Consider the following 25,559-nt stretch of genomic DNA (forward strand, 5'->3'; position numbering starts at 1 on the left):
AAAATTAGGTTGCCTAAACGAGGATTGCATAAAAACAAAGTAAAATTATTGTGAAATTTGCCTTCCAGAAAACCGGCATTGCTACACCAGATACCCGTACAAACCCAGATATGAAATCCATTTCCTCTGAAAAAACGAAAGAAGTTAGCGCACAGCCACCCTCCAGGTATACACACCTACGTAGGTTACTGGCCAGGGCGGGCTTCGATGGGTTTATGCTTTGCCTGTTGCTGATGCTTTTGCTGGCGTATTGGTTTCCCAAGTTTGGCACTGAACAAAGCCCCCTGCCTCTGGAGGAAATTACAACCTATGGCGTTTCGGTAATCTTCTTCTTCTATGGACTAAAGCTCTCTCCGGAAAAACTCCGGGCCGGACTTAGCAACTGGCGGCTGCATGTGCTTATTCACCTTACAACGTTTGTCTTGTTTCCATTGCTCATTTTGAGCACATATACTTTTGCTGATGGAGCTGAAAACCGCTTGCTCTGGCTGGCTGTTTTTTATGTAGCCATTTTGCCTTCCACGGTTTCTTCGTCGGTGGTTATGGTGTCTATAGCCGGGGGAAATATGCCGGCTGCTATATTCAATGCCAGTATCTCCAGCCTGATTGGCGTGTTTATTACACCTATGTGGATAAGTTTATTTCTGAATACCAGTGAGGGAGAGTACAACATCTGGCCGGTAATTGGCAAACTCACATTGCAGGTAATTTTTCCGGTTATAGCAGGTTTGCTACTCCATTCCCGCCTGGGGTCCTTTGCTGAAAAATACCGGCAGCAGTTAAAGTACTTCGATCAGTTTATTATTTTGCTCATTGTGTATACATCCTTTTGTGAATCGTTTGCCCGGAATTTGTTTGCCAGTTTGCGGATGACGGATTTGCTGCTGCTGGCTGTAGCTATGCTGGGTTTATTTTTTTTGGTGTATGGGCTGGTATTTGCTATCTGCCAACTCCTTCACTTCAACCGGGCCGACAGAATTACCGCCTTGTTTTGCGGCTCTAAGAAATCGTTGGTGCAAGGTACAGTTATGTCGAAGGTACTTTTCCGGGATGCCAATACAGTTGGTATTATTTTGCTGCCGATTATGCTGTATCATGCCTTGCAATTGATAGCCGCCAGTATTATTGCCCAGTCTATGGCAAGGAAGCACACAACAAGTATTAGTAGCAAATAAGACTACGGGTAACTGGAGCACATAATACAAGCTGAATACTATTTCTTAGTTCTATGCTCCTCATCGTTTTGATTGTGAAATTTTACATACCCAGATTTTTTACGAACAATATAAGCCTTCATCCGTCATATACTTATGAAATATAATCTATTAGGAAACTCCGGTTTACAGGTGAGCGAAATCAGCTTTGGTTGCATGTCGCTGGGAGAAGACCATGTGGAGAATGCCCGTATATTGCACCAGGCGTTAGATGAAGGAATTAACTTATTTGATACGGCTGACTTATACGGACAAGGGTTGAATGAAATTTCCGTTGGGCGTGCTTTTCAGGGTAAACGGGATAAAGTTATTCTGGCTACCAAAGTAGGAAATCAATGGCGCAAAGACGGGAGCGGCTGGGACTGGAACCCTACCAAAGCCTACATTCTGGAAGCGGTGGAACAAAGCCTGCAGCGGCTTCAAACCGACTATATTGATCTATATCAGTTGCATGGCGGCACGCTAGACGACCCAATAGATGAAACTATTGAAGCCTTTGAACTTCTGAAACAACAAGGCAAAATCAGGTATTATGGTATTTCTTCCATCCGGCCAAATGTCATTCGCGAGTATGTGAGGCGGTCTGGTATCGTAAGTGTGATGATGCAATATAGCTTGCTCGACAGGCGGCCTGAAGAAACGTGCCTGGGTTTGCTGGAGCAACACAAGATTGGTGTATTGGCTAGAGGAAGCCTGGCCAAAGGTATGCTGGTGAATAAGCCGGCTCAACCTTTTTTAGGCTATTCAGCTGAAGAAGTAAAGCAGGCGGCGGCAGCCATTCAACTGGTAAGTAATCCGCAGCGAAGTAAGGCTGAGACAGCTGTGCAGTATGTGTTACACCATCCGGCTGTTACAACGGCTGTGGTAGGTATACGCACGTTAACACACCTGCAAGAGATTACCGGCATACAACAGGCACCCTTATTGTCAGAAGAGGAGATACAACAGTTACAGAAAAGCATTAAAGCGAACAGCTATAGCGAACACCAGTAACTACTTGTTGTAAAATCAGCTCAGGTGTTATACAATATCGAAAAAGAATTGAATATAGGTGTATTTTAATGCTTCCCGTAGAATCATTTTCCGTGAGCGGCGGCTACGCCACCAGTTATCCGGATCATAGTTTTTATCTTCCAGCGCAATTACACCTATTTCCACCCCCTCATAATCCCGCATTACTTTTTTATACGAGAGGCAACTGCGCCGGGCGTGTGTGCCTAAAGAGAGCACATTTACAGAATGTATATTATGTTGCTTCAGCCATTCTTTTAAGGCAATAGCAGATGTATATGTTCTATGCACTCTTACGGGAGGAGAAGGCACGGCTGTTACCTCTGTATCTTTTAATCCCATCCGTTTCAGGTAAAAAGCGGCTGTTTCGGCCATGGTTTTTTCAGAAAAAGCAATAGTCTCTTTGCTATAGGCTGAATAATGCTCATACACCATATCGGCTGCCAGGTAACTGGTTCTATACTCGTTTATTTTTACATTTCTGATATACAAATCACGATTATCTGAGTCGTTTTCGGCATCATTATCGTATTTAATATGCACCGAATGGATAACCGGAATGCTGGGTTCAAGCGGAAAAAAGTACCTTTTCTTAGTCCACCACACAGAGGCTTCTCCTACACAAATGGTATCGTTTACCCATAGCGTAAAATGCGGATATGTTCTATCTAAGGGTGTACCCTGTGCTTCTACCATAATCCGGGAAGCAGAGGGTGTAGTATCAATAGAATCCGGCAATTGCAGATGCAAGGTTCCGTTGCTATGCATCCGGAAGGTACTATCTATGGGGCCGCCCGTTGTAACAATCTTTTTATAGGGATGCGATTTATATTCTTTAATGGCTTCTTCCAGCGCATATTCCGGCAACCAGCCTTCTACTACCAATATTTCAGCTTCTACCCGATCGTTTTGCGCCAGAAAACTATACATACCTAGTATTACCCAAAGAATACCTACGAAACCTAGTAGAGTAACTCCTATAATACTACCAAGAAAAATCTTTAGTAATTTTTTGCTTTTCAACAATCCGTTTATCTTCATTCTACCTGCTGCTAATCTAATTTTATGTGTGATATGAGCTACCTACCAACGCCATTACATACTCAAACAGTATATACGTAGCTGGACTTAGGATATTCCTAATGGGTACCTACCAATTACTCTATATTCTTTGGCCTTTACTGCTCCAGCCATATTTGGTTCATCAAGTTGGTAAGTACTACAAAATTACCAGACATTCAACAAAAAGAGGCCATGTAGCCTCTTTTTTATGGGTAGTATTTTCAGAAAAGTAGCTGCTTAATTTAATAATTCATCAAACGTTAATGAAATATAATATAAGCCACCAATACTTGGATTTCCAAAAGCTTGCGTATAATACTGGTTGAAGATATTAGAACCACCAATTTTTAAAATAGATTTCAGCGGAGCAATTTTATAGCTGATTTGTGCATCTATTGTATTGAAAGCTGGTACGATGGTATTCGTAGCTGGTATAGTGAAGGAAGATTCCCACAGGAAGGCATCCTGCCAACGCCAGGCGATATTAAATCCTATATTTTTAAATACATTCCGGTTGCCCAATGTTACATTGCTACGATAGCGAGGGGTGTTAAACTGAATCTGCCCAAGCTCACTATCTGCATCAATTAAGGCATTGTAAGCTACATTCCCACCAAGCGTATACCCTTTAGGCAACGAATAATCCAGGCCAAGTGCCCAGCCATGCGAATTTACCCGGCCCTCACTACTGGCATAGGATGCATAAATACCTCTTGTACCGGCTAAACCTAACAAGGCTAGCGGGTCAGAGGGACCATTAGTAGGATTGGCCTGTAATAATATTGGCTGGCGGACAAAACTTTTATAAGAATTGTAGTAATAATAGGCATCTATCATTAGTTTATTCGCAATCAGGCTTTTATAACCGATCTCATAAGATTGTACACGTTCCGGCTTAAATTCTTTGAATTGATAAGGTTGCAGAACACCAGAACTTAAGGCTAATTGATACCCAATTCCCAATGCATATAATTGTGCCTGGGCAGCAACCGCCGCCTCCGTAGCTGGAATTCTGCCTGCCTGCGCATCTGCCTGGGCCAGTTGTACCGCTTGTGCAATGGTACTCTGTGCTGTTGCATTTGTTTGAACAGCTGCACCAAATTCTTCTACATTTTGTAAGGTATACGCCGGGTTATTCACCAGATTAAACCGCTGCTGGAAAATAGGCAACCCACCAATTAACCGGGCTTGCGGCGTATTCAAGTCGATATATTGCTCTTGCGTGTTTGGAATACGGAAACCTGTCTGGTAAGATACCCGGAAGTTATGTGTGTTGGCTACTGTATACACGGCTGACAAACGGGGGGAGAACTGGCCCTTAAAATTCTGATTTTTATCATACCGGATAGATCCGGTAAGTTTTAACCGGTCAGCGAACAATTTTTTAGCTGCCTGAACGTATGCTCCATATTCGTTAATGTTAAATTCCTCTCCGTCATCGTCCTGCAAAAATAATGTACCCTCTGAATTCAGGTCGTATAAGCGGTAGTTAGCGCCTACTACTACTTCAGCAAAATTGAAATGTTTGTTAAAATTGTACATGGCTTCGGCATGGTACAAATTGGTTTTGTCGGTGAAGCGTGCTCCGCGTGGGATAGGGGTATTGATGATCTGATCTTTTGCGGCATTGAATTGAGCGGAACCTGGCAGAAAACGGCCCTGGTCGGCAAAAGTACGGGCGGAATTATGTGCCTGCTCCTGGCCCTGCCCTAGCAACCTGGCTTGCAGGAATGCCGCTGTGTATTCGGGAAACCACCGGGTTCCTGGCTTGTACGCTTCATTCATAAAAATACCCAACGTACCAGTAGAATAAGAATCGCCGGAGCGTTCCTGGGTCGTATAAGCCCGTACAAAAAAGTTAGATCCCTTTACTTCTGCCTTATACTGAGATAAATTAAACCCAGTCAGGGAATACCGGTCTATGCCGGTATACATCGTAGTGCCAGTTCCATAGTTACCTTGTAAAATAGCTTCTACGTCTTCTGTTATCCGGTAATGCAAGGCAGCGCTTAGCTTAATGCTTTCTGTATCGTAATTGGCCAATTCCCGTTCTTCATAGCCTGTGCGTGTGACTTCCTGATTCGGAATGATTGCTTGTAACTGGGCCACACTTAATCCGGTAGCAGCGGAGGCAGGCGTAAGGACTTGTTGTATAAACCCTTCATTATTAGCTACATTCTGTAAATTAAACGAATTAGCTGCTTCATCGCCGTAGGTATTTACGCCATTAAAATTCGGATTAGTTTGCCTGGTACTTCCCTCCTGCAACCCTGCGTTTTTGTCGCGAAAATCGTTGGCACGCCAGTCAACAGCTGCCAGGTAGGATGCATTTACTTTGAAGGCAAACTTATTGTTGAATGCTTTGGCATACCTGGCAGAAAACTCCCGCATAAAGCTGGGGTCTACCCCTTCTCTACCCACATTCATCAGTCCTACTTTCGCATTGGCACTCAATCCCTGGTATTGGAAAGGATTTTTGCTAGTCATTAAAATGATTCCCTGAATGGCATTTGGTCCATAGAGCGCAGACGATGCACCTGGCAAAACCTCTACACTTTCCAGATCTATTTCAGAAATACCTACAATATTGCCGACTGAAAAGTTAAGGCCAGGTGCCTGATTATCCATTCCATCTATCAGCTGCACAACCCGCACATTGCCATTCGCATTAAACCCACGGGTATTGACAGATTTAAATGTTAAGCTCTGGGTATTCAGGTCAATGCCTTTGATATTTGCTAAGGCATCGTAGAAATTAGCCGCAGGAGTTTCGCGGATGGTACGCAAATCCATTTTTTCAATGGATACTGGCGACTCTAGAATGCTTTCTTCCATCCGGGAGGCAGCTACTACTACCTCCTGGCCCATAATTACCTGTTCTTTTAAGGATACCGCAATGGCTGACTGATCTCCGCTAACCTCCACTTCCTGGGATTCAAAGCCCACTGTTGAAAAAACAAGCATAAATGGTGGAGGCGTATTGGTCGTAAGGGAAAAGTTGCCTCTCGCATCTGTAACTGTTCCAACCAGCTTACCTTTTACAGAGACATTTACTCCTACTAAAGGTTCATTGTTGGCGGCATCCGTTACATTTCCGGATAGGGTGGTGCTTTGTGAAAAACATGGTTGCATACCCAGGTAGAAGCTAAGGAACAAACAGATTCCAAAAAATCTGGCTAAAAGTTGGTTCATAGGTTTGGTGATGAAGTAAGAAAAAAATTTAACTATTTAAATGTTAAATATTACTAAAGCAATATTGTTAAAAAAAGCCAATAAAAAAAGGTGCTGATTAACTAAATCAGCACCTTTTGGGCATTTATAAAAATAGTATATATTCTTAAACTTTGTAAATGAAATACTTACACATTATTCTACCGGCACATTGGATTCTTCATTCTGTCCGAATTTTAGGTGAAGTGTAAAACGCAGGGTTTCGGCCAGGGGGTTCTGCCGCTGCATAGGTACCAGGTAGGCAAAATCTAAGCCCAGTTTCTGATACCGTAACCCTACGCCAAAGGTAGCATACCGCCGGTTGCCTTTTTCACGGCTTTCTGTAAAATACCCGGCACGTGCAGCAAACAAATCGTTATACCAGTATTCCAGGCCAGTAGCCAGCGATACTTCTTTAATTTCTTCGCTGAAGCCATTTGGCGCATCACCAAAAGATCCTAATGCACCGCTGATAAATGTTTTTTCGCTGTTTCTGTTTCTTCCGGTACTTGGATCAATATCTGGGGTAGGCACCAATAGTTTATTGAAATCTAGCAGCCAGGTTACTTTATTATACGGGTCAAGGTTAAAGGTTAAGCCGGTTCCTATTTTTAAATTGGTAGGAATAAACTCTCTTTCTTCTCTGGTAGTATACGAAATTTTAGCTCCCAGATTGGAGAGATTAGCACCAAAGGCAAAGTTTACATCATTGCCGCTAATATTCAGATCTTTGGTATAATATAATGAAATATCGCCAGCTACAGTATTTCCGGCTCTTACCTGCCCTACCGTATTAGTAAAGTTGAAATTACCCGCCAGGTTAGAGTGTATGTAACGCAAGGCAACACCCATACTCAGGTTTTCTGATAATTTACGTGCATAACTACCGCTAAAAGCAAACTCTCTGGAATTAAAATCGCGGATAGGGGCACCTACTTCGTCGGTAAACTGAATATCTCCCAGGTCAAAGTACGTTAATGAGCCACTGATAGCCTGTCGGTCATCAATTTTATAATATCCGGTGAGATAAGAAAGATACATATCGTTGACCAGTTTAGAAAGCCAGGGAGTTACCGAAAGAGCCATCCCAAACTTGCTTGGAGCAAAAGGTAACTTAGCCGGATTCCAGTAACTGGCATTAGCATCTGGTGAAAGTGCTGCGCCTGCATCCCCTAAGGCACCAGAACGGGCATCGGGAGAAATGGTTAAAAATGCAACAGGTGTAACAATAGCGCGGTTGGTGGTATCTTGCCCTCCAATAGCGCCCTGGCCTGAGGCATAGTTAAAAGCCATAAACAAAACAGACAGCAGCGAAAAGGAAAACTTATTCATCGGATAAAGTATATAATTGGATTGTAAATATAGCAAAGAATCAAATAAATGGATTCAGTAGATAAAAAAGTGCTGTTATTTGATTGTTTTTCTGCATGTACTTTTTGTAACCTATTGAAAGATAATTAATTTATTCATCTGAAAGGCAGATGAGTAGTCAGCCATAGAACGAACAGTGATCTTATAAATGTATATGCCTTTGCTTAATTTATTTCCTTTATCACTTATGCCATCCCAGGTTAAACTCCTAATATGTTCCGGACTATTAGCCACTTGTGTCTGCATTGTTTTTACCTGCTGACCAGCCGTGTTATAGACTTCAATACGGATTTCCAGCTCTTCTCCTGCCCGGTTATGGTCAAACTGAAAGGTTGTATATTCCCGCATAGGGTTGGGGAAATTGAATAAATTAGCTAGAACTAGTTTCTCGCTGCCCGCCACGATAAAATGGATAGATGCCTCGTTGGAATTATTATGTACATCCCAGGCCTTCAGGGTTAGCTGATAATTTCCGGGAGCCAGATTCTGGAATGGATAAACCAGTTGCCCTTGCTGATAACTTTCCGGACCGGCCGTGTAATACTCATTCAGAAGCAGGGTAGTATCTCTTCCACTGCTAAGTGTAACTCTAATGCCATGACCAATACCAGTACGGGTAATATTTATGCCGCTTTCGTCAGAAAAATACGCCAGCAACGATGTAGTAGAGCCAGTAATGCCTCCACTAACAAAGGTAGTATCGTTCATAAACAGGCGGATTTGAGGAGGTATGTTGTCTGCCGCTACTTCCTGGGCACTTCCTCCTATCACCACCAGCTGCGCTCCGGAAGCATCGCGTAAACTTGCCTCTTGCTGTGCATACAGGCTGATCTTGCCAGTATCAAACCGGTAGTCTATGTCTTTGGGTACCACAAAACTGAATTGAAATACCCCATTTTTAACGGTGGCCTTTCCCTCATATAAAGTATTCTGCTGTACCTGAAAATTCATCTGATTGCTTCGTTCGGTACCCAACGTAGACAGGGTACTGGCTTTGTCATACACGGTAATGTATACCAACCCATTAAAATCCGCTTGCAGGGTGCTTGTGCCTGGGATCTGAATCTGCCCTTCTATGTGTACATGGCTTAATGCTTTTAATGTATCAACTCCCTGACTAAGGTCTTTTCCGTTTATTCTGGTAATGGCTGCTTCCTCCTGCGGATAGGCCAATCGCATAGAAGGATCTCCCAGTAAAGCAAAGTTGCGGTTAACACTGCCACTTAAGCTGTTATTTTTCGTGTACTTAATAATATCTCCCAACCGTGGCCTTTGTCCATCTTTTTGCTCAAATACTGAGCTGTAAAAAGCGGTGTTTAACGCATAGTTTGTGTTGGAAAACACAGGACGTGTGGTAGTAAGTAAGCCAATGGCACCTCCCTGGGGGTGGAGCACAGCATATTCTGCACCAGATACCCGCAAGGGATCGTCGTAGCGCCCAAACTCGCAGGTAGCCGTTACCAGCAAAGGCATATAGGCATTTTTCCAGCTGTTAATTTGCGGCACGGTTAATATTTGCTCTTCTGTCCAGCCGATTTCACCTCCATGTCCGGTATAATTCACTATTAAGTGGCCTTGCTGTATCGCCTGATCAATGGATTTTTTTACTTCAGGGGCTGTTTGTCCGTTGGGCGAAGAGTTTTGTGGAAAAGCATCCAGATAGATCTTACTCAGATTATACATTGGATAGGTGCGGCTTACTTGGCTGGCGAGCCTTTCTGCATCCAACTGGTGCGTATTGTTGTCGCCGTCGTCGGCTACAAAAGCTATTTTGTTACGCCATTTGCCTGTGGTGTTTGCATCGGAAGCATACCGGATAAGTTTTTGTACAACCGCTTGTGCTTCGGCCACTGATTTTATTGGTAACCTGCCAATAGCCACGTCCATGGTATGGTCGCCTTGCATGTTTTCTGTCCATTCGCCTTCCGTTTCGTCCATAAATCCATAATAGTCATCCGACGAATAACTAAAAATAGGATGCAGGGATTCTCTGGATTCATAGATGGGAACAAAATTGGTGTTGCCCGTTATGCGGTTTTTGTAATCATAGGAAGCATCGCCCAGCAGCAGCACATATTGTAAGGCATTATTTTTTTTATAGAGATAGCGGATAAAGTCACGAATAGCTGTTATATCTTGCCTGCCAGAAGAAAACTCATTATAAATTAAGGCGGGTGTAGTCACTGCTACGCTTAATCCATCATGCGATTCACGGAAGGCTGCTAGCTGGTGAGCTTGTTGCAGAAACTGGGGCGGTGTAATAATCAAAAACTGGGGTACTGCCAGGCTATGCAAATCCTGATTAGGTATTTTCTGTACAGTCAATGGCGCATCAAAGGTACTACCTGTAAAAGCTATGTATTCTTTTAGCTTGCCGGTACTTGCCGTAAAAGTGGCCTGGTTAGTAGTGAGGGAAAATAGCTGATTTTTGGCTTGTAAGGGATCAGTAATATCCCAGATCCGCAGCGCCGGGCTTGCCTCTTGTACCTGATACGTCACCATTGGATGGTCCAGGCTTTCCAGTGTCCGGAAGCTGGTCTGGTTAGTATATACTTTCAGATGCCGTTTTACTTGTATACCCACATAATTTAAATATCCTTCCGCCCGGGTAGCTCCTTTGAGGTCATACACATAGTTCAGCGTTACTTTATCTCCCTGCCATGTAGCAGGCAGTGTGAAGCTACTAATCTGGTTGATGCCTTTCAGGTCATATCTATCGGACGAAACCCCAGGAACCGATTGTGTACCTACCGTTACTTCATTGGCTTTCAGGTTAAATGTAGTAGTTCCGTTAGCCCTGGCCATTACGGCAGAAGTTATATGCACTGTTGAATTAGCTACCAGGCCGGGTAGCTCAAATTCTAGGGTTTGGGTACGGGCTGCATCTACAAACCGTTCGCCATACCATTCCCTGCCAGAACCTGTATAGGCGGGGTCAATAGAAGCCAGCTGGTTGCGTTCCTCCTTTTCATGAAATACATACTCATCAAAAGTAGCAATAGGAATACCTGCGCCTGATTCACTGGGTTGATCTTGTATCCGAAGTCCTGGGGAAGGGCCAACGGTTAAAAAATAAAATGTAGTATCACTATATAGATTAGTCTGGTGTAAAAATTTTTTCTCTGCCTCATTATAACTGACTGAATGCGGACTTTGGGCATAAAACAAAATATAATCAGCTTCATTAAACTGCCCATCTTTTTCTCCTTCCACATAAATGGCATTTTCTACCAGGTCGGAATGCCGGAAACTACTATTAGCTTGCGGCAGCATACCCCCCCCATTGCCATATAGTTTAATCTGTTGCGGCAGCAAAGAAGATACATTAATTCCAGCCTTCTGTAAAAATGCCCTATCTAGTTTATAGATTCCTTTTTTAGTTATTCCAATCTTATACCAGTCACTAGCCGCCAGCACAGAGGGCTGTGCGGAAGAGGGATGGTACAGACCCAGTATCAGTAAAAGGAAAAGAAGCCACAGGCGAAAGAAAGGCATACTTATGTATTCTATTAATTTAAATCTAACGGATCATGAACCCTCGCAAAAAGGCCTTTTGTGCTTGGCCTTTTGTTAAGAATAAGGCAGTTATTGCAGGTTTTGTGTTAGCATTTCTTCTTTACTGTTTGAATGCTATTGTTTGTAAAATTTTCATTTTCTCTCCTAACTCTTCACAATCTTCACATACAATCATTAATCTGTTCTTCTTAGGTAAATCATTTGTGTATGCACCAATAAAACCCGAATTAGCCTTCTGTTCAACTATCTTGAATCTTTTGTTATTTACTGTAATCGTTTTTATCTGATAGCTTGAATCTTTATCCAAATCACTTAGATCATTGGAATACCAACCATAGTCAAAAATTAAAGTATCTCTCTTATTGGTAATACCTCCAACATAGCTGTCTATTCCTCGAATTTTGAAATATAAATAAGCAGTAGGGGCAGCAATAGTAAATGAACCTAAATCTATCGTATGCCAACCGATAATTTCTGACTTACTATAAAATTTTTCATCCTCAATCAGGATGTTGTAAGGTATTTCTTTATAGGTTAATAAATAATTCTGAAGATAAATACCCGCTATAGTTACAATTACTATCGTCGCAAGACTAAACAGAATTGATTTATTTGAAAATCTAATCTTTTCTATACTTAATCCTCTCTTCATTTAATGAATGCTTACAACCAAATATACACAATTACAGCCTTTTACTGGAGACTCTTTAGTATACTATAGTTATGGAAAAGCACAAGCCGATGTAACAAAAGTAGCCCAATCTTATTATTTTTGGTAGCTACCTGGCCGGCGCACATTTGTTGATGAAGGTAGGAACAAAAGCTGTTAAACGTTACCGGGTAGTTATTGCAAAGGAAATATTTAGTATGCCGCAAAACTTTAACCAATAATTTGCAGTTATTTGTGCTTTAGCGATAAATCCGGCTGCTTATAACTGCCAGCCTACCGTATGCGATGAAGACAGCGTAATTTATACAATCACATAGTTTTATATGAAATTAACTTTTTGGGGAGCTGCACGGCAAGTAACAGGCAGTATGTACCTGCTGGAACTGGAAGACGACTACAAAATATTAGTTGACTGCGGCACCGACCTGGACAGGCAAAAAAGTACCAATAAAGATAAAGTAACGGTTGCGTACAGCATATTTCCGTTTGAACCTTCTGATATAGACGTGGTGCTGCTCACCCATGCGCACATAGATCATTCCGGCAACTTACCCAACTTAATACGCGAAGGCTACGAAGGACAGATATTATGTACCGCTCCTACCCTGCCACTAGCTCATTTGCTCCTGCAAGATTCGGCTGCTTTAAACCACAGACTACTCAAGCAATTGCACAATGGTAACGGACACGGCAAGCGGCGGTCTAAGAAAAAACCTAAAATTAACCCGGCTGAACTCTTTCTCGAAAAGCAGGTGAATGAAACCGTAGAGCAGTTTGTTACCATTGCCTTTAATCAGAAGTTTAAATTAACGAAAGGGGTATCGGTTACTTTTATTCCTACCGGGCATTTGCTGGGTGCAGCAAACATTGTCATTGAAGTGGAGGAAAATGGCCAGAAGAAAACCATTGGCTTCTCCGGCGACCTGGGCCGTAAAAATTATCCGTTGTTACAAGACCCACATCCCTTCCCAGAAGTAGATTATTTGATTTGTGAATCTACCTATGGCAACCGGCGGCACAAAGCTACCGGAACACCGGAAGAGGCACTGTCAGCTATTATCCAGCAGGCATGTATTGATATTCCCGGCAGGCTCATTATTCCAGCGTTTAGTGTAGGGCGTACGCAGGCTTTGTTGTACACCCTGAATAAACTCTATACCGATCATAATTTCCCTCCGATTAAGGTATTCTCCGACAGTCCGATGGCTTACCAGAGTACCAAGGTATATCAGAAGTTTATCAAATACCTGAACAAAGAAGCACAGGAATTTTATGAGGAAAACGAGGAGTTATTTGACTTTGAAAACCTCATTTATGTAGAGAAGATGAAGGATAGCAAAGCCATTTCCAATTACAATGAGCCTTGTATCATTATTTCTTCTTCCGGCATGGTACAGGGCGGACGCGTAGAACACCACGTAATGACCAATATCAGCAACCCATATGCAACCATTCTGATGATCGGCTATGCGGCTGAAGGGACGCTGGGCCGGAAATTACTGGAGGGCATGCGTAGTATCCGCCTCAAAAACAACGATGAGTTGCCTGTATTAGCCAATATTCAGAGTACAGACGTATTCAGCGGCCATGGCGACCGGGATGATCTTACCAGATTTGTCAAATACCAGCAGCCGGATAAACTCCGCAAAATTTTTCTGGTCCATGGCGAATACAAAAGCATGACCGATTTTCATGCACACCTGATCCAGGAAGGCTACAGCCAGGTAGAAATACCTACATGGGGGCAAAGTTATCAGTTGTAATGGTATGGGTGTTACTTTGCTGGTAGCTTCTCTTTACCTAACAGTAGCGGCTCTTTTGTTACGAACTCTCGAAGTTTTTGAAAACAACTGGTGTAAAAGATCCTAATTGGAAGTATCATGTTATCGATATAATTGAGCCATAATTAGTATTTTTTATAAACCTCCTAAGGTTATCCCCGTAATAGATTTTCAACATATTTTTTCTTTATAAACCAACCTGATAAAACCAATTCAATTGTATGGAATACAGAAAACTAGGCAACAGCAATATAGAAGTGTCTGTGATTGCCTTTGGCGCATGGGCTGCCGGCGGATGGATGTGGGGCGGTACCGATCAGCAGGAATCTGTCCGGGCCATTCAAAAATCTATTGACTTAGGTGTAACTACCATTGACACCGCAGCGGTATATGGTTTCGGCTTAAGCGAAGAAATCGTAGCAGAAGCTATAGCCGGCAAACGCGACAAAGTACAGATATTAACTAAATATGGGCTCCGCTGGGATACTACACGCGGCATTTTTTATTTCGATTCGCAGGATGCCAAAGGCAATTTTGTAAAAATTAACAAATACGCCGGCAAACAAGGTATTGTTGAAGAATGTGAAAGAAGCTTAAAGCGGTTGAAAACAGATTACATAGACTTGTACCAAATTCACTGGCCAGATCCTACTACGCCAATTGATGAAACCATGGAAGCCGTAAGCACCCTGCTGAAAGATGGGAAAATCAGAGCTTCTGGTGTATCTAATTATAATGTAGATCAACTGAAACAGGCCCAGAAAGTAATTCCACAGGCTTCAAACCAGGTACCGTATAGCATGGTAAACCGGGGAATAGAAAACGAAATGGTGCCGTATTGCCTGGAAAACAATGTTGGTATTCTGGCATACAGCCCCCTGCAACGCGGCTTACTTACCGGCAAAATTACAGCCGACTATAAATTTGCCTCTGGTGACCACCGTCCGGGTACTGGTTTTTTTAAGCCGGAAAACGTAGAACGAACCAATGCTTTTCTGGAGAAAATTAAACCGATGGCCCAGGAAAAAAATGTTACGCTTTCTCAGCTGGTGATCAACTGGACAACTCGGCAACCAGGTATTACCTGTGCTTTAGTAGGTGCCCGCAATCCGGCACAAGCCGAAGAGAATGCCAAAGCTGCTCAATTTACTTTAACCAAAGAGGAAATAGATACGATAAACAGCCATCTGAGCGAATTGCAGCTGGTAAGTTAATCCCATATGCCCTGTGAAGTTGGCTGAACTTCACAAGGCATATACTTATTTTTCTATGACTCTTGCCACCATGATCCCTGACTGATTTTTATTTCCCAGCAGGTATTCAGCCAGAGGTTTAGTGCTGACTACTACCTTTTTCTCGTCCAGAGAGGCATGCAGCAGGTGTATGCGGTTGTTTTGCTTTTTCGCAAAGCCTACATGTACAACATCCAGGCCTTGGATTCCAGTGGTAATAGCTATAATATCTCCATCTTGCAACTGGCTTTCTATGTTGCTTACCTCTGCTTTGGGGATAAAGCTATACTGACGGGTATTTAGTTCTTTTTCGATACTTCCTATTTTCTGGTAATAGCTATCATCCTTCAATGCCGGATAAGCAGCCCGGTGAGTAGACATAAAGTTAAGGGGTTTCTGATAGGGCTTACCGCCTAGTTGCCCGGTAATTACCTGTAAGAAACCTTTTTGTTCATTGTCATAGAGCCACTCTGAGAAATAATGCAGGCGTGACGGATAACCATCCAGTACGCCATTGCGGTAGCGGATCTGTTGAAGTACCTGAGAATAACTTTCGAAGGAAGGGGAATGCTGCTTTACACTGGTAGCCATCGCCAGCGTATTTTCAAGAAAAGTAGTGCAATCCTGTTCCCGCAGGTTGACTATTAGTTTTTCTCCATCGGGCCGCTCCAGGGTATGGGCAACATACGGTGTACCCTTCCACTGCTCGCCTGCACTAACTACTAGGGTGGCTAACGGCAGTTGTTTTTTTGCTTGTAGCTGCGTAAGCGTTTTTTCCCAGAGAGCTTGATCTTGCGGTGTAGAAACTACCTGTGCTGTTGCCCAGGCACTTACAAGTAAACTCAATATACAACTCACTATACTTTTCTTCATATCTTTTTCACGACAGGTATCACCCGGACTCTGCCCCGCGGCTCTATTACTTTATCTTCTATTACCTTTACCACATGGGCACCTATCGGACTTCTCACCACAAACACATCTCCTTTTTTAGCAGTAGCCATTGCTGCTTCAAATTCGGGAACCATGGTACCTTCCCACAACCAGCCTATATCTCCCCCTTGTTTTGCTGTTTCGTCCTGTCCGTATTTGGTTGCCAGTTGGGTAAAATCTTCGCCTTTTTTTATTTTCTCCAGATACTGGTTGGCTTTTTTCATGGCCTGTAGAGTATCTTTTTTGTTGCTTCCGTCGGGCTTTACATAAATATGGCTTGCCTTTATGCGATAAGTGCTATCATAGGCAGCTATTTTAAATAGCATGGCATAGTTATCGATAAAAAGCGGACCCACGACCTCTCCTATTCTGGAATTAAAAAACATCGGCTCCATAAAAGAGTCCAGTTCACCACGGGTATACGTACTTACTTCATAGGGTGCATCGCTGTTTAATGAAACAAACAAGGAATCGTCTTTAGTGGCACGGAAATAGGCTTTGCGTACTTCCGCCCAGGTCTGTACATCGCTGCGGGCCTGTAAGGAATCTGCCTGACTTTGGGTTTGAGCCTGCGCCTGATCTACCTGAGCCATCAAGGGAGCGGCTATCAACAGCATAAAAAACTGTACGAGCACAATGGATAACTTCATGAATACTACTAAAATAAAAACGTGAAAATGATTGTATTTAACAAATATACCGAATTTATCAGGCTTCTGCCATATCCCTAAATTAACTCTTCTATAGGTTTTTCGTACAAAATCAAAAATAAAACGAATATAGCTATGGACTTTATCATTCACTTATTAATTAATGCGGCTATTGTATTTATCGTGGCATATATTATGCCATCTGTACATGTCAGAAGTTTTGGAACAGCCATATGGGTAGCTTTGCTCCTGGGTATATTAAATGCAACTATTGGGTTATTACTGCGCTTGCCACTGAATATTCTCACACTAGGGCTACTTAGCTTTTTTGTCCGCCTGCTAGTAACGGCCGTCATTATTAAACTGGTAGATAAACTGGTAAGAAAATTTGAAGTAAAGGGCTTCTGGCCTGCGTTAGTAATTGCGCTTGCCCTGGCTATTGGAGGCACTATATTAGATAACATGCTGCTCAGCTAGTACGCTTTTACATTTTATACGTTTATAAAGGCTGCCCGCAAAGGCAGCTTTTATTTTGTCAGGGGAAACGCTCCAGGTATTGCTTAGAAGCCAGGCCAGGACTTTTTAGCTATGTATATTCGTTAACCGTACATTAAATACCGATCCTTTTCCTGGTTCGGAAGCTACATCAATGTCTCCTTTAAGCTTGTCCAAGGTCTCTTTCACAATATACAAACCTAAGCCACTGCCTGTAGACCGTTCACTGGCTCTAAAAAACATATTGAATATTTTATTGATATATTCGGGGTCAATACCTATTCCGTTATCTTCTATTCCAATTAAAGCGGCCTCTTTCGTAACACGTACTCTTAGTGCAACGTGGGGAGATTTTTTATCATCCCGGTACTTGCAGGCATTGGTTAAAATATTATTGAGTACCACCTGCACCCGTTCCTCATCTGAATAAAAAGGATGGTCTGCTTGTAAAGAAGTTTCTATCGTAATCTGTATCCCTTCAAACGTTGAATACTGTGCTTTTAAATTTTGTAAAAGAGCCGGGAAATCTATTTCTGATACATTCAGGCCGAGTCTGGCATTGCGGGAGTAGTCATTTATTTCATGAAGGGTGCCATCAAGTTTGCGTACACTTTTTTCGATCAAACCAAGGTAAGTATCTGTTTGTGGATCTACTTCTGTAATACGAATAACATTTATCAAGCCTAGTACGGAGGTTAGCGGAGCCCTGAGGCTATGCGATACACTGTATACAAACTTATCCAGTTCGGCATTTATTTTCCGGAGCTGTTCGTTCTGGTGTTGTAAATTCTTTTCAAACAGCTTCCGTTCATTAACATTCAGTATGGTTCCATACAATTTTACAACTTTGCCATTTTTATCGTGTATGGGTTTACCAATAACATTCACATACATAATTTCCCGGCTTACCTGGTCTACAATGCGCAGATCCAGGTTGTAGGGTAGCCCTTGTTCAACTGCTGTATTAATGGCTGCCTGCAAGAGAGGCCAATCGTCAGGGTGATATAAGGCAGCCAGTTCCTGCAAAGGCGGGGCGCCATTGCTCTTGCTTAGATGGTGAATGGCAAAAACCTGATCTGACCAGATAGCTTCTCCAGTATATATATTGAATGCCCAGTTCCCGATCTGGGCTACTTGCTGGGCCTCTTGCAATGTGCGGGTATATTCTTCCAGCTGCTCTTCCGACTTCTTTCTTTCGGTTATGTTATGTCCTACACCCTGGATTTCAGCAACCCTGCCCGTTTCATCGTGTATGCCTATAAATTCCCACTCACTCCAATGCATATCGCCTTTTCTGCCGGTAGTGCTGAAGAGCAAGGGAACAATTTTGCCCGGATTAAGGATACATTCCTGAACCATCGTCTGGAAATCTGGCAACTCATCCGGTGAAATGGTGAGGCTTGCCGGTTGTCCCAGAAGTTCTTCAGACGAATAACCAATATCCTTTAAAAACTGTTGATTGGCAAAGGTATAATTGCCACGGCTGTTTATCCGGACCAGGTAGTTGGTTTGAGAATCAATTAAGGAGCTAAGCAGAATTTCACGTTTTTGTAATTCTGCCTCATAGTTTTTTCTATCGGTAATATCTGTAATGACACCATCCATAACCGATGGCTGGCCGGCTTCATCCGTTTTTAGCCATACCCGGTTTCTGATCCACCGGATTTCTCCGGATTGGTGTACGATGCGGTATTCGGCTTGAAAGTATTTTCTGGCTATTAGTTCTTTAAAAGCCATTTCTACCAGCTTTTTGTCTTCCCGGTACACCATGCTTTCTAAGATGGAGCCATTCTGATACAACTCATCCGGACTATAGCCCAATACCTGCTTGGCGGCTTGATTGATAAAATTCAACTCCCTGTTTACAAAGTACGACGACCAAACGACATCCTGTATAGTAGTTAGAATGTTATTTAGCTTATCTTCACTTTGTTTCACCAATAACTCGGCTTGCTGGGCAATTATATTACTGGCCGTTTCCAGTTTTTCATTGGCAGTGGTTAACTCCTCGTTTAGAGAACTTAGCTCCAAGTTAGCAACTTCCAGCGCATAGTTTTTATCCAGGTATTGTCTGGTACGTTCGTTTACTTTATCTTCCAGTGTGCGGTTAAGTTCTGTCACTGTCTGTTCAAAGTCTACCTGCCGGGTAATATCAATGGCCATAATAAAGGCAACAGGCTTGTTTTTTCTGGTGGTATAGTGCGTAAATACATCTACATAGATAAGTTCGCCATTTTTCTTTATATGCCTCCCCGGGTTTAATGTATCAATTCCGGCTGCATTATTACCGGTCCATTGTATATCTTGCTCTCCGGGCATCCGAATGTCATGCATAGACATCATCAGAAATTCTTGCTGCGTATACCCATATACTTTACAAGCAGCATTATTTACAGCCAAAATCTTCTGACTGGCAGAATCAATTAACCACATGGGGTTGGGATTCTGCTCAAAATACGATTTGTAGAAATTTCCGGAAGACTGCAGTTTGTGAGTAGAATTTTTGATCAGCAGGAATAGCAGCCAAGAGGTGAAAATAACATAGATTACGCCTTTGTAACTTTGATACTGCGTTAACTCATTTATTGATTGCAGATTAAGCAGTATAAGTAATATTCTGTCGCTTCCATATATCCATGTTATTCCAAGTATCAAATATAAAGCACTTATCCAAAGAGCATTTTTTTCTTTCAACACGCTTCTATCTATTTAGACTCACCTGCTTCACAGATGATAACTGATAAACAATAAAATGATTGAACATAAACAGTTTGTTCAATTTGCACGCATCGTGTAATAGATACTGGGTCTGCATGGCACATGGTGCTAATGAAAGACCGCTACTAACAAAAATATAGCCCCTAGTTAGTATGTGCTATCGATGCTTATACATTTTGGTCACCCGATAAGGCTTGCTAAGCACATTTCTAAAACACTTCTAAAGCTTAACACTTTTTGGGCCGAACAAATTGAACGTTCAAAATTATTGTAATTTTAAGTAAAAACCCGAAAAACAGGCGTTACTTTTATATAATAAGTTGTAATCCCTCCAAAAGTCAGCTGCTTTTTGTAATCTTCGGACTGATATTTATCTGCATTACGGTAGAAAAACGAACCTATCTGGAGCATATATGGCCTTAATTTTCAAATTACATATTCTTATTTGACTATTTTTTCAATAATAAACTAATAACATAGACATAACAAATTAGTAATATAGGACTTGAGTCTGCCCGTGTTTTTTTTACGTTATTAGCGGTTATGAAAGCAAAAAAAGCAACACAACGGGAACTTGCCACCACCATTCTGCAGAAGATTAATGAAGCCTTGGAAGGCGTTGATACAAAAGCTATAAAGAAAATTAAGCGGTCGGCAGAAAATACAGCTACTAAACTGGCCAGGAAGTTTACTACCGCCGTAGAAAAAATTTCACAGAAAGAAGCGAAAGCTACCAAGAAGCAAAATAAAAAATCCAAAAAGGCGACTAAAAAAGCTACCCTCAAAGCCGCTCAAGACAAAAAAATAGCCAGTAAAAAAACGAAAACTGAGAAAGCACCTGCAAATTAGGTAAGTCTCCTGCTGCCCCTTCCACTGCACAATACTATTTTACTAGCCTGGTCTATTGCTAACATCCTACTAGAACTTGCCTTGTAACAGGTATGTTATGCTGTAAACACTTTTGTATATGTCTACAGAAACACTTTCTCAGGTAAGTAAAATAGCCAGTCCGGTGGCAAGACGTATCTGGGGAAACCCGGATACAGTTTTGCTATTCTTTGCAGGAGGTTCAGCAGAATTTGCTGCGATAAAAGCTGTAGACTGGTTATTTTATACCAACCGGTTACCTTCCTCCCCGATCGACCGTTTTTTTGAAACCATGGAATTTGCACAGAATGTGTTTCTAGGCAAGCCAGATACATCTGCCAGGTCTGTGAAAACGATTAATCAAATACATAAAGGTGTAGAAAAATCCCGTGGCATGGAAATTCCCCAATGGGCTTATAAGGATGTGCTTTTTATTATCTTACATTATGGAGAGCGGGCTCACGAGGTAGTGTTTGGGCCATTATCCAACCAAGACCGGCAGTCTTATTTTGAAGCAGTAATGGCATTAGGTCATCATATGCACCTGCAAGACCTTCCTCAGACCTATGAACAATACCTGGAACAGCGGAAACATCACCTCATGCATGATTATGAAGCAAGCCCACTTACCCAAGAGTTGATGCAGGCTTACCGCAAAGCATTGGGGCCTGTCAGATATTATCTATTAACCCTTGTACAAGCATGCCTTATCCCTCAAAAAATAAACCGGGTACTTGGATTTAGCCCCAATCCTTTGATTAACTTTTTGCTGCGTATGTACCATTACCTGCCAGGCGAAGGCAACAAACTCCGATGGATTCAAGCTATAATTTTGCCGGTGCAGTATGCCGGGCGGCTCCGTAAACTGGCTAAAAAGGATATCTATTAACCATTTAATTAACTTAGTTGCATGATTAGGCTCTGTAAATCATAGCCTTTTCATTTAACCAGGTTACAGTAGCTTTTTCCGGAACATGATAATAGGTGGCTTATCCAAGGCTGTGGGTTCCAATACTTTCATCCATACCTCGCCGTTCGTATAATAATTTATCTGGAATATCCCTTTATGTGCATGAGTGAAAGAAGCCTTGCCGCCTTTGTGTACGTACGATACCTTACTACCTGAGCCACTTACAATAAAATGATTATGATTTGCATGGAAATATTGCAAGTTGTGGTCATGTCCGGCGGCATAGATGATGTTCTTATATTTTTTAAAAACCTTCAGCAATCCCGACCGCATACGCCGGTACAATGGATGAGACATATCTTCATGGGCACCAAAAATACCTCTGTACAAAGGATATAAAGAGCCTGCCACTGGCAAAGGTATATACAATTTTTTATGTGCCGCAGTAAGCGGAAAAATATGATGCTTCATAGAGAAGTTGCCTCCATGCAAAGCGTTGCTGTACAAGGGATGATGAGCAGCTACTACTATTTTCCTGTGGCTGTTTTTAGCAATGGCCTCATCCAACAACTGAAAAAAATGCTCTTCGCTTTTGGCTTCACATTTAAAATAAGGGCCAATGGGTTTCAGTCCGCGTTGTACCCACCATTGCGTATTAATAATAATTAGCACCACATCATCTGTCAGGTCCAAACATACTGGTCCGGGGCAGCCATTATCTGGCAGGTATACATTACCTCTGTTGAGGTATTCTTCAATATATGCTTCCTGGCGTTTTAAATACTCATATCCGTCTTTTCGCCCTTTGTTCCAGTCATGATTTCCTGATAGAAAATAGACTTTGCCTGTATACGCTGCAAAAATATCGAGTTGGGCTTTTATCCGTGCTTCAGAAATATCCCGTAAGCGGTGTTCCGGATCGGGTAAGCCTCTGGGGTAAATATTGTCTCCCAGAAACACTACAGCCATTTTATCGTTAAACTTGGCTATTTGCTGGGAAATCATGTTTAAAACCGGATCTTTTCCATTCAGTGAAGGATGGCCCATATCTCCTACCAGTAACACTGTATAATCTAATTCTGTATCTTCGGGTGGTTTGCTCCGCTGCCAGCCTCTTTCCTCTTTTTTGTAATAGGGATATTTACTTTTCCAGCGGTCTCTTATACGTTTAGAACTGATTCTAAACCGTTTTACTTTAATATATTGGCGTTTCAGGCGTGTAGGTATATAAAACATACGATCTGGCAAGCTTCTGTTCAACAAATTTTATAAATACACGGCTTTCATCAGAAAACCATTTATCAGATATACTTTGTTACTTATAACTCTTTATATAACCAAAAAGGTTTTCATATTTTTGATATTTATACACATTTTCACTCAGCATTAGCGTACTATGCCCTTTATTCAATTACTAACAAACTATAAAACAACTGATACCGCAGAACGTAAGATGCATCAGGACATGCTGACATTTGCCAATAGCTATCCGCAATGCCTGGAACGGAGCCTGGCCATTGGGCATATTACTACCTCTACCTGGATTACCGACTATAGCCGCACCCATGTTTTACTAACTCACCACCGCAAACTAGACAAGTGGTTGCAATTGGGCGGGCACGCCGATGGAGAAAGCAACTTATTTAAATCAGCCATGAAAGAAGCGATGGAAGAATCAGGCTTGACAAGGATTCATTTTCTTGAAGATGGTATATTCGATGTGGACATCCATTTGATACCGGCCCGCAAACTGGAGCCTGCTCATTATCACTACGATATCCGTTTTTTGATGGAGGCAGATAAAAATGAGCCATTAATTATATCGCACGAATCGAAAGATTTACGGTGGGTAGAGATAAATAAGTTGATCGACTTAAACCCGGAGGAATCTATTATGCGGATGGTAAGGAAGCACCAGTCCAGGTTTATGGTTTAGTGCTCTCCTCTTTGGCCTTAAAGCAGCTTATAATATGTCAATAAAAAACCAGAATTGGCCTGTGTTTGAAAGGCCGTTATTTACTGCTTATTAAAAAGCCAATCTATATTTTCTGAATAAAAACAGCGGTACATAGACCATCCCTAAAACAGCTGTAATGATAAATAATTGATTACCTCCAGGCATGTGCATAAGTTTAAAAAATACAGCATTCGCCAGAGCTTCAGAACATAAAAAACCAATACTAAACAACACGAGTTTCATTGTTATTCCTAGTCCATCGTTTGGAGCTTGCTTAGCCAATTTATATTGATGAAACCAATACAGAGGCAAAATGAATAAACAAAAGGCATATTGATTGATAAAGGCTAAGTCGTTCATAAAGGCCCAATCATAATTATTTAACAGCCTAACGCCATTAAGTAAGATACAAATGAAGAACAACAGGGATGCTAAAAATGCCAGAACAAAGGTGAGTTTTTTCATAGTGATAGATTTAGTATAGGTGATGGTAGTTATTTCCACCTGAATATTGCCTAAGCCTTCTTCAGGGCTAAAGTCACTAAGTACTTTGTTGAGAGCAGATTCAAAACCGGAGTCTCTGCTCATTTCATATTCAACAGCACAGCAAATATGATCTAACAGATCATTCAGAAGCGCAGATTCATCGATTCCCTCCTGGTGGATCTTATCCCGAATGTATGCGATTTGTTCGTTGGATAATGGCATTTGCTTAATAACTGGAGGATACTTTAAATAATCTACTCATGGTAAGTAAAAAAAGAGAAAACTCATTAACCTGCTCTTTTGCCATCGCCTGGCTCTTATCTGTTAATGAATAATATTGCCTGGTCCGGTTATCTACCTCTATTGACTCTACTTCTACTAAACCTTCTGCTTTTAATTTATATAGTGCAGGATATAAGGAGCCTTCTTTAATAATTATTTCATTGCTGGTTAACTCTTTTACCTTCTGGCAAATTTCATAACCATACATTCTGCCATGCTCTGCCAGAAGTTTCAAAATAATCGGCTTTAATGTGCCCCGGATTAGTTCTTTGGAATACATATTATTTTTACAATACCTAGACAAGTATACTAAGTTTGTCTAAGTATTACAAATAAAAAGTGAAATATAATTTATAGAAATCTCTACAGATTATTTACATTAAAGCAGATGACAAACCTTATACCCGGTAAGTATACTGCCTTACTTAAAACTACTTTTGATTGGAATGATTTATTGTAGGGTAGCTTTTAGTTTCACTGGGTAGCTAACACAAGGATGGCCTTTAATATAGAAGCGGTAAGGCAGATTGGCACCCTGTGTAATGCCAATCCTGGTAGTAGTCACTATCTCAAAAGGTAGGTTATGCTGTGGATACGTATCTGGCGAGAGAATATAAAACGGAGGCTGCATCAAACTGATGCCGTCCATAGAACGGGTAATCTCCATGGCTTGCACAAGTTTACCCGGGCCATTGCAAAGCTGTTTAAACACGCCTACTTTTCGCCGGAGCTGCATCAGCTCTATACCGGAAATAGGCTCCAGTGCCCGTATGAGCACAGCTTCTCCTACTCCTTCCGGGGCGGTAACTACATTTACACAATGATGTATACCATATATTTGATATACATAGGCGTATCCTTCCGGCCCAAACATAGTAGCATTGCGGACTGTTTTACTCCGGTAGGCATGGCAAGCCGGATCGCCCCAGAGATAGGCTTCGGTTTCTACAATTTTTCCGCATGTTACACCTTCACTACTTTCATGTACCAGGTAAGCGCCTAGCAAAGCGTTGGCTACGGTTATAGTATCTTGTTTATAAAATTCCTTGTCTAAAATCATAAATAACTGGAGCTGAATATATTCCGGCTTAGCCGATGAGTAAACCTTCCGGCAGCTTTAGCGTATAAAAAATTAGCAATTACAAGTCCGGTACGTTCATGTTTATTCACCGGGGCAGATGATTTACCGGGCTT

At 41.9% G+C, this 25,559-nt stretch carries 20 protein-coding genes; 8 read left to right on the forward strand and 12 right to left on the reverse strand.

Annotated features, from left to right (window positions below; genetic code table 11):
- Positions 1–215 precede the first annotated feature (215 nt).
- Together Q0590_RS02985 and Q0590_RS02990 are read left to right on the forward strand one after the other, a co-directional pair.
- A complete protein-coding gene (locus Q0590_RS02985; protein ID WP_302036285.1) occupies positions 216–1,175 on the forward strand; it encodes a bile acid:sodium symporter family protein in 960 nt (319 codons plus the stop codon).
- Positions 1,176–1,310: 135 nt separating this feature from the next.
- Complete coding sequence (locus Q0590_RS02990; RefSeq protein ID WP_302035987.1) at positions 1,311–2,207, forward strand: aldo/keto reductase; 897 nt, start codon at positions 1,311–1,313, stop codon at positions 2,205–2,207.
- A 27-nt stretch (positions 2,208–2,234) separates the two neighbouring features.
- Here the strand turns inward: Q0590_RS02990 and Q0590_RS02995 are convergent, their stop codons facing one another.
- From Q0590_RS02995 to Q0590_RS03015, 5 genes are all read right to left on the reverse strand, one after another.
- Positions 2,235–3,266 (reverse strand): carbohydrate-binding domain-containing protein, encoded by a 1,032-nt coding sequence (locus Q0590_RS02995; protein WP_302035988.1) that lies wholly within the window; start codon positions 3,264–3,266, stop codon positions 2,235–2,237.
- Between the two features lie 258 nt (positions 3,267–3,524).
- Entirely contained in the window at positions 3,525–6,479 is a 2,955-nt protein-coding gene (locus tag Q0590_RS03000; RefSeq protein ID WP_302035989.1) for a TonB-dependent receptor, read from the reverse strand.
- 174 nt (positions 6,480–6,653) lie between these two features.
- Positions 6,654–7,829 (reverse strand): type IX secretion system outer membrane channel protein PorV, encoded by a 1,176-nt coding sequence (gene porV, locus Q0590_RS03005; protein WP_302035990.1) that lies wholly within the window; start codon positions 7,827–7,829, stop codon positions 6,654–6,656.
- Between the two features lie 111 nt (positions 7,830–7,940).
- Positions 7,941–11,363: a type IX secretion system sortase PorU gene (gene porU, locus Q0590_RS03010; protein WP_302035991.1), complete on the reverse strand. Its 3,423-nt coding sequence runs from the start codon at positions 11,361–11,363 to the stop codon at positions 7,941–7,943.
- Positions 11,364–11,484: 121 nt separating this feature from the next.
- A complete protein-coding gene (locus Q0590_RS03015) occupies positions 11,485–12,036 on the reverse strand; it encodes a hypothetical protein (protein ID WP_302035992.1) in 552 nt (183 codons plus the stop codon).
- Between the two features lie 341 nt (positions 12,037–12,377).
- On the opposite strand from Q0590_RS03015, the gene Q0590_RS03020 reads away from it, so the two are divergent.
- Both Q0590_RS03020 and Q0590_RS03025 read left to right on the forward strand, forming a co-directional pair.
- Positions 12,378–13,817 (forward strand): MBL fold metallo-hydrolase RNA specificity domain-containing protein, encoded by a 1,440-nt coding sequence (locus tag Q0590_RS03020; protein WP_302035993.1) that lies wholly within the window; start codon positions 12,378–12,380, stop codon positions 13,815–13,817.
- A gap of 239 nt (positions 13,818–14,056) precedes the next feature.
- Complete coding sequence (locus Q0590_RS03025; RefSeq protein ID WP_302035994.1) at positions 14,057–15,049, forward strand: aldo/keto reductase; 993 nt, start codon at positions 14,057–14,059, stop codon at positions 15,047–15,049.
- A 45-nt stretch (positions 15,050–15,094) separates the two neighbouring features.
- Here the strand turns inward: Q0590_RS03025 and Q0590_RS03030 are convergent, their stop codons facing one another.
- Both Q0590_RS03030 and Q0590_RS03035 read right to left on the reverse strand, forming a co-directional pair.
- Positions 15,095–15,940 carry an N-acetylmuramoyl-L-alanine amidase-like domain-containing protein gene (locus tag Q0590_RS03030; protein WP_302035995.1) on the reverse strand — a complete coding sequence of 282 codons (846 nt, stop codon included), beginning with the start codon at positions 15,938–15,940 and terminating at the stop codon, positions 15,095–15,097.
- On the reverse strand, positions 15,937–16,650 hold the full coding sequence (locus tag Q0590_RS03035; RefSeq protein ID WP_302035996.1) for a peptidylprolyl isomerase: 714 nt from the start codon (positions 16,648–16,650) through the stop codon (positions 15,937–15,939). Before Q0590_RS03035 ends, Q0590_RS03030 begins: the two co-directional genes overlap by 4 nt.
- Before the next feature lie 135 nt (positions 16,651–16,785).
- On the opposite strand from Q0590_RS03035, the gene Q0590_RS03040 reads away from it, so the two are divergent.
- Positions 16,786–17,127: a phage holin family protein gene (locus tag Q0590_RS03040; RefSeq protein ID WP_302035997.1), complete on the forward strand. Its 342-nt coding sequence runs from the start codon at positions 16,786–16,788 to the stop codon at positions 17,125–17,127.
- 105 nt (positions 17,128–17,232) lie between these two features.
- On the opposite strand, the gene Q0590_RS03045 is transcribed toward Q0590_RS03040, so the two are convergent.
- Positions 17,233–19,800, reverse strand: a complete 2,568-nt coding sequence (locus Q0590_RS03045) for a PAS domain S-box protein (RefSeq protein ID WP_302035998.1) — start codon at positions 19,798–19,800, stop codon at positions 17,233–17,235.
- A gap of 606 nt (positions 19,801–20,406) precedes the next feature.
- Here Q0590_RS03045 and Q0590_RS03050 point away from each other — a divergent pair.
- Both Q0590_RS03050 and Q0590_RS03055 read left to right on the forward strand, forming a co-directional pair.
- On the forward strand, positions 20,407–20,712 hold the full coding sequence (locus tag Q0590_RS03050; protein ID WP_302035999.1) for a hypothetical protein: 306 nt from the start codon (positions 20,407–20,409) through the stop codon (positions 20,710–20,712).
- 118 nt (positions 20,713–20,830) lie between these two features.
- Positions 20,831–21,619, forward strand: coding sequence for an oxygenase MpaB family protein (locus Q0590_RS03055; protein ID WP_302036000.1), 789 nt, complete (start codon positions 20,831–20,833; stop codon positions 21,617–21,619).
- A gap of 63 nt (positions 21,620–21,682) precedes the next feature.
- Here Q0590_RS03055 and Q0590_RS03060 read toward each other — a convergent pair whose 3' ends face one another.
- Positions 21,683–22,876: a metallophosphoesterase gene (locus tag Q0590_RS03060; RefSeq protein ID WP_302036001.1), complete on the reverse strand. Its 1,194-nt coding sequence runs from the start codon at positions 22,874–22,876 to the stop codon at positions 21,683–21,685.
- A gap of 160 nt (positions 22,877–23,036) precedes the next feature.
- Here Q0590_RS03060 and Q0590_RS03065 point away from each other — a divergent pair, with 160 nt between their 5' ends.
- Complete coding sequence (locus Q0590_RS03065; RefSeq protein ID WP_302036002.1) at positions 23,037–23,576, forward strand: NUDIX hydrolase; 540 nt, start codon at positions 23,037–23,039, stop codon at positions 23,574–23,576.
- Between the two features lie 90 nt (positions 23,577–23,666).
- On the opposite strand, the gene Q0590_RS03070 is transcribed toward Q0590_RS03065, so the two are convergent.
- The 3 genes from Q0590_RS03070 to Q0590_RS03080 all read right to left on the reverse strand — a co-directional run bounded on the left by Q0590_RS03070 (position 23,667) and on the right by Q0590_RS03080 (position 25,425).
- On the reverse strand, positions 23,667–24,305 hold the full coding sequence (locus Q0590_RS03070) for a hypothetical protein (RefSeq protein WP_302036003.1): 639 nt from the start codon (positions 24,303–24,305) through the stop codon (positions 23,667–23,669).
- Between the two features lie 4 nt (positions 24,306–24,309).
- A complete protein-coding gene (locus Q0590_RS03075; protein WP_302036004.1) occupies positions 24,310–24,645 on the reverse strand; it encodes a PadR family transcriptional regulator in 336 nt (111 codons plus the stop codon).
- A gap of 171 nt (positions 24,646–24,816) precedes the next feature.
- Entirely contained in the window at positions 24,817–25,425 is a 609-nt protein-coding gene (locus tag Q0590_RS03080; protein ID WP_302036005.1) for a DNA-3-methyladenine glycosylase, read from the reverse strand.
- Between the last annotated feature and the right edge of the window lie 134 nt (positions 25,426–25,559).

This window comes from Rhodocytophaga aerolata (assembly GCF_030503435.1).
GTDB classification, from domain to species: Bacteria; Bacteroidota; Bacteroidia; order Cytophagales; family 172606-1; genus Rhodocytophaga; species Rhodocytophaga aerolata.

What these genes read in the sequence shown, in the direction of transcription:
- Q0590_RS03080 (WP_302036005.1), bottom strand. Translation starts at nt 25,425, where the DNA reads ATGATTTTAGACAAGGAATTTTATAAACAAGATACTATAACCGTAGCC.
- porV (WP_302035990.1), bottom strand. Translation starts at nt 7,829, where the DNA reads ATGAATAAGTTTTCCTTTTCGCTGCTGTCTGTTTTGTTTATGGCTTTT.
- Q0590_RS02985 (WP_302036285.1), top strand. Translation starts at nt 216, where the DNA reads ATGCTTTGCCTGTTGCTGATGCTTTTGCTGGCGTATTGGTTTCCCAAG.
- Q0590_RS03020 (WP_302035993.1), top strand. Translation starts at nt 12,378, where the DNA reads ATGAAATTAACTTTTTGGGGAGCTGCACGGCAAGTAACAGGCAGTATG.
- Q0590_RS02995 (WP_302035988.1), bottom strand. Translation starts at nt 3,266, where the DNA reads ATGAAGATAAACGGATTGTTGAAAAGCAAAAAATTACTAAAGATTTTT.
- Q0590_RS03055 (WP_302036000.1), top strand. Translation starts at nt 20,831, where the DNA reads ATGTCTACAGAAACACTTTCTCAGGTAAGTAAAATAGCCAGTCCGGTG.
- Q0590_RS03065 (WP_302036002.1), top strand. Translation starts at nt 23,037, where the DNA reads ATGCCCTTTATTCAATTACTAACAAACTATAAAACAACTGATACCGCA.
- Q0590_RS03030 (WP_302035995.1), bottom strand. Translation starts at nt 15,940, where the DNA reads ATGAAGAAAAGTATAGTGAGTTGTATATTGAGTTTACTTGTAAGTGCC.
- Q0590_RS02990 (WP_302035987.1), top strand. Translation starts at nt 1,311, where the DNA reads ATGAAATATAATCTATTAGGAAACTCCGGTTTACAGGTGAGCGAAATC.
- Q0590_RS03060 (WP_302036001.1), bottom strand. Translation starts at nt 22,876, where the DNA reads ATGTTTTATATACCTACACGCCTGAAACGCCAATATATTAAAGTAAAA.
- Q0590_RS03000 (WP_302035989.1), bottom strand. Translation starts at nt 6,479, where the DNA reads ATGAACCAACTTTTAGCCAGATTTTTTGGAATCTGTTTGTTCCTTAGC.
- Q0590_RS03015 (WP_302035992.1), bottom strand. Translation starts at nt 12,036, where the DNA reads ATGAAGAGAGGATTAAGTATAGAAAAGATTAGATTTTCAAATAAATCA.
- Q0590_RS03025 (WP_302035994.1), top strand. Translation starts at nt 14,057, where the DNA reads ATGGAATACAGAAAACTAGGCAACAGCAATATAGAAGTGTCTGTGATT.
- porU (WP_302035991.1), bottom strand. Translation starts at nt 11,363, where the DNA reads ATGCCTTTCTTTCGCCTGTGGCTTCTTTTCCTTTTACTGATACTGGGT.
- Q0590_RS03070 (WP_302036003.1), bottom strand. Translation starts at nt 24,305, where the DNA reads ATGCCATTATCCAACGAACAAATCGCATACATTCGGGATAAGATCCAC.
- Q0590_RS03040 (WP_302035997.1), top strand. Translation starts at nt 16,786, where the DNA reads ATGGACTTTATCATTCACTTATTAATTAATGCGGCTATTGTATTTATC.
- Q0590_RS03075 (WP_302036004.1), bottom strand. Translation starts at nt 24,645, where the DNA reads ATGTATTCCAAAGAACTAATCCGGGGCACATTAAAGCCGATTATTTTG.
- Q0590_RS03035 (WP_302035996.1), bottom strand. Translation starts at nt 16,650, where the DNA reads ATGAAGTTATCCATTGTGCTCGTACAGTTTTTTATGCTGTTGATAGCC.
- Q0590_RS03050 (WP_302035999.1), top strand. Translation starts at nt 20,407, where the DNA reads ATGAAAGCAAAAAAAGCAACACAACGGGAACTTGCCACCACCATTCTG.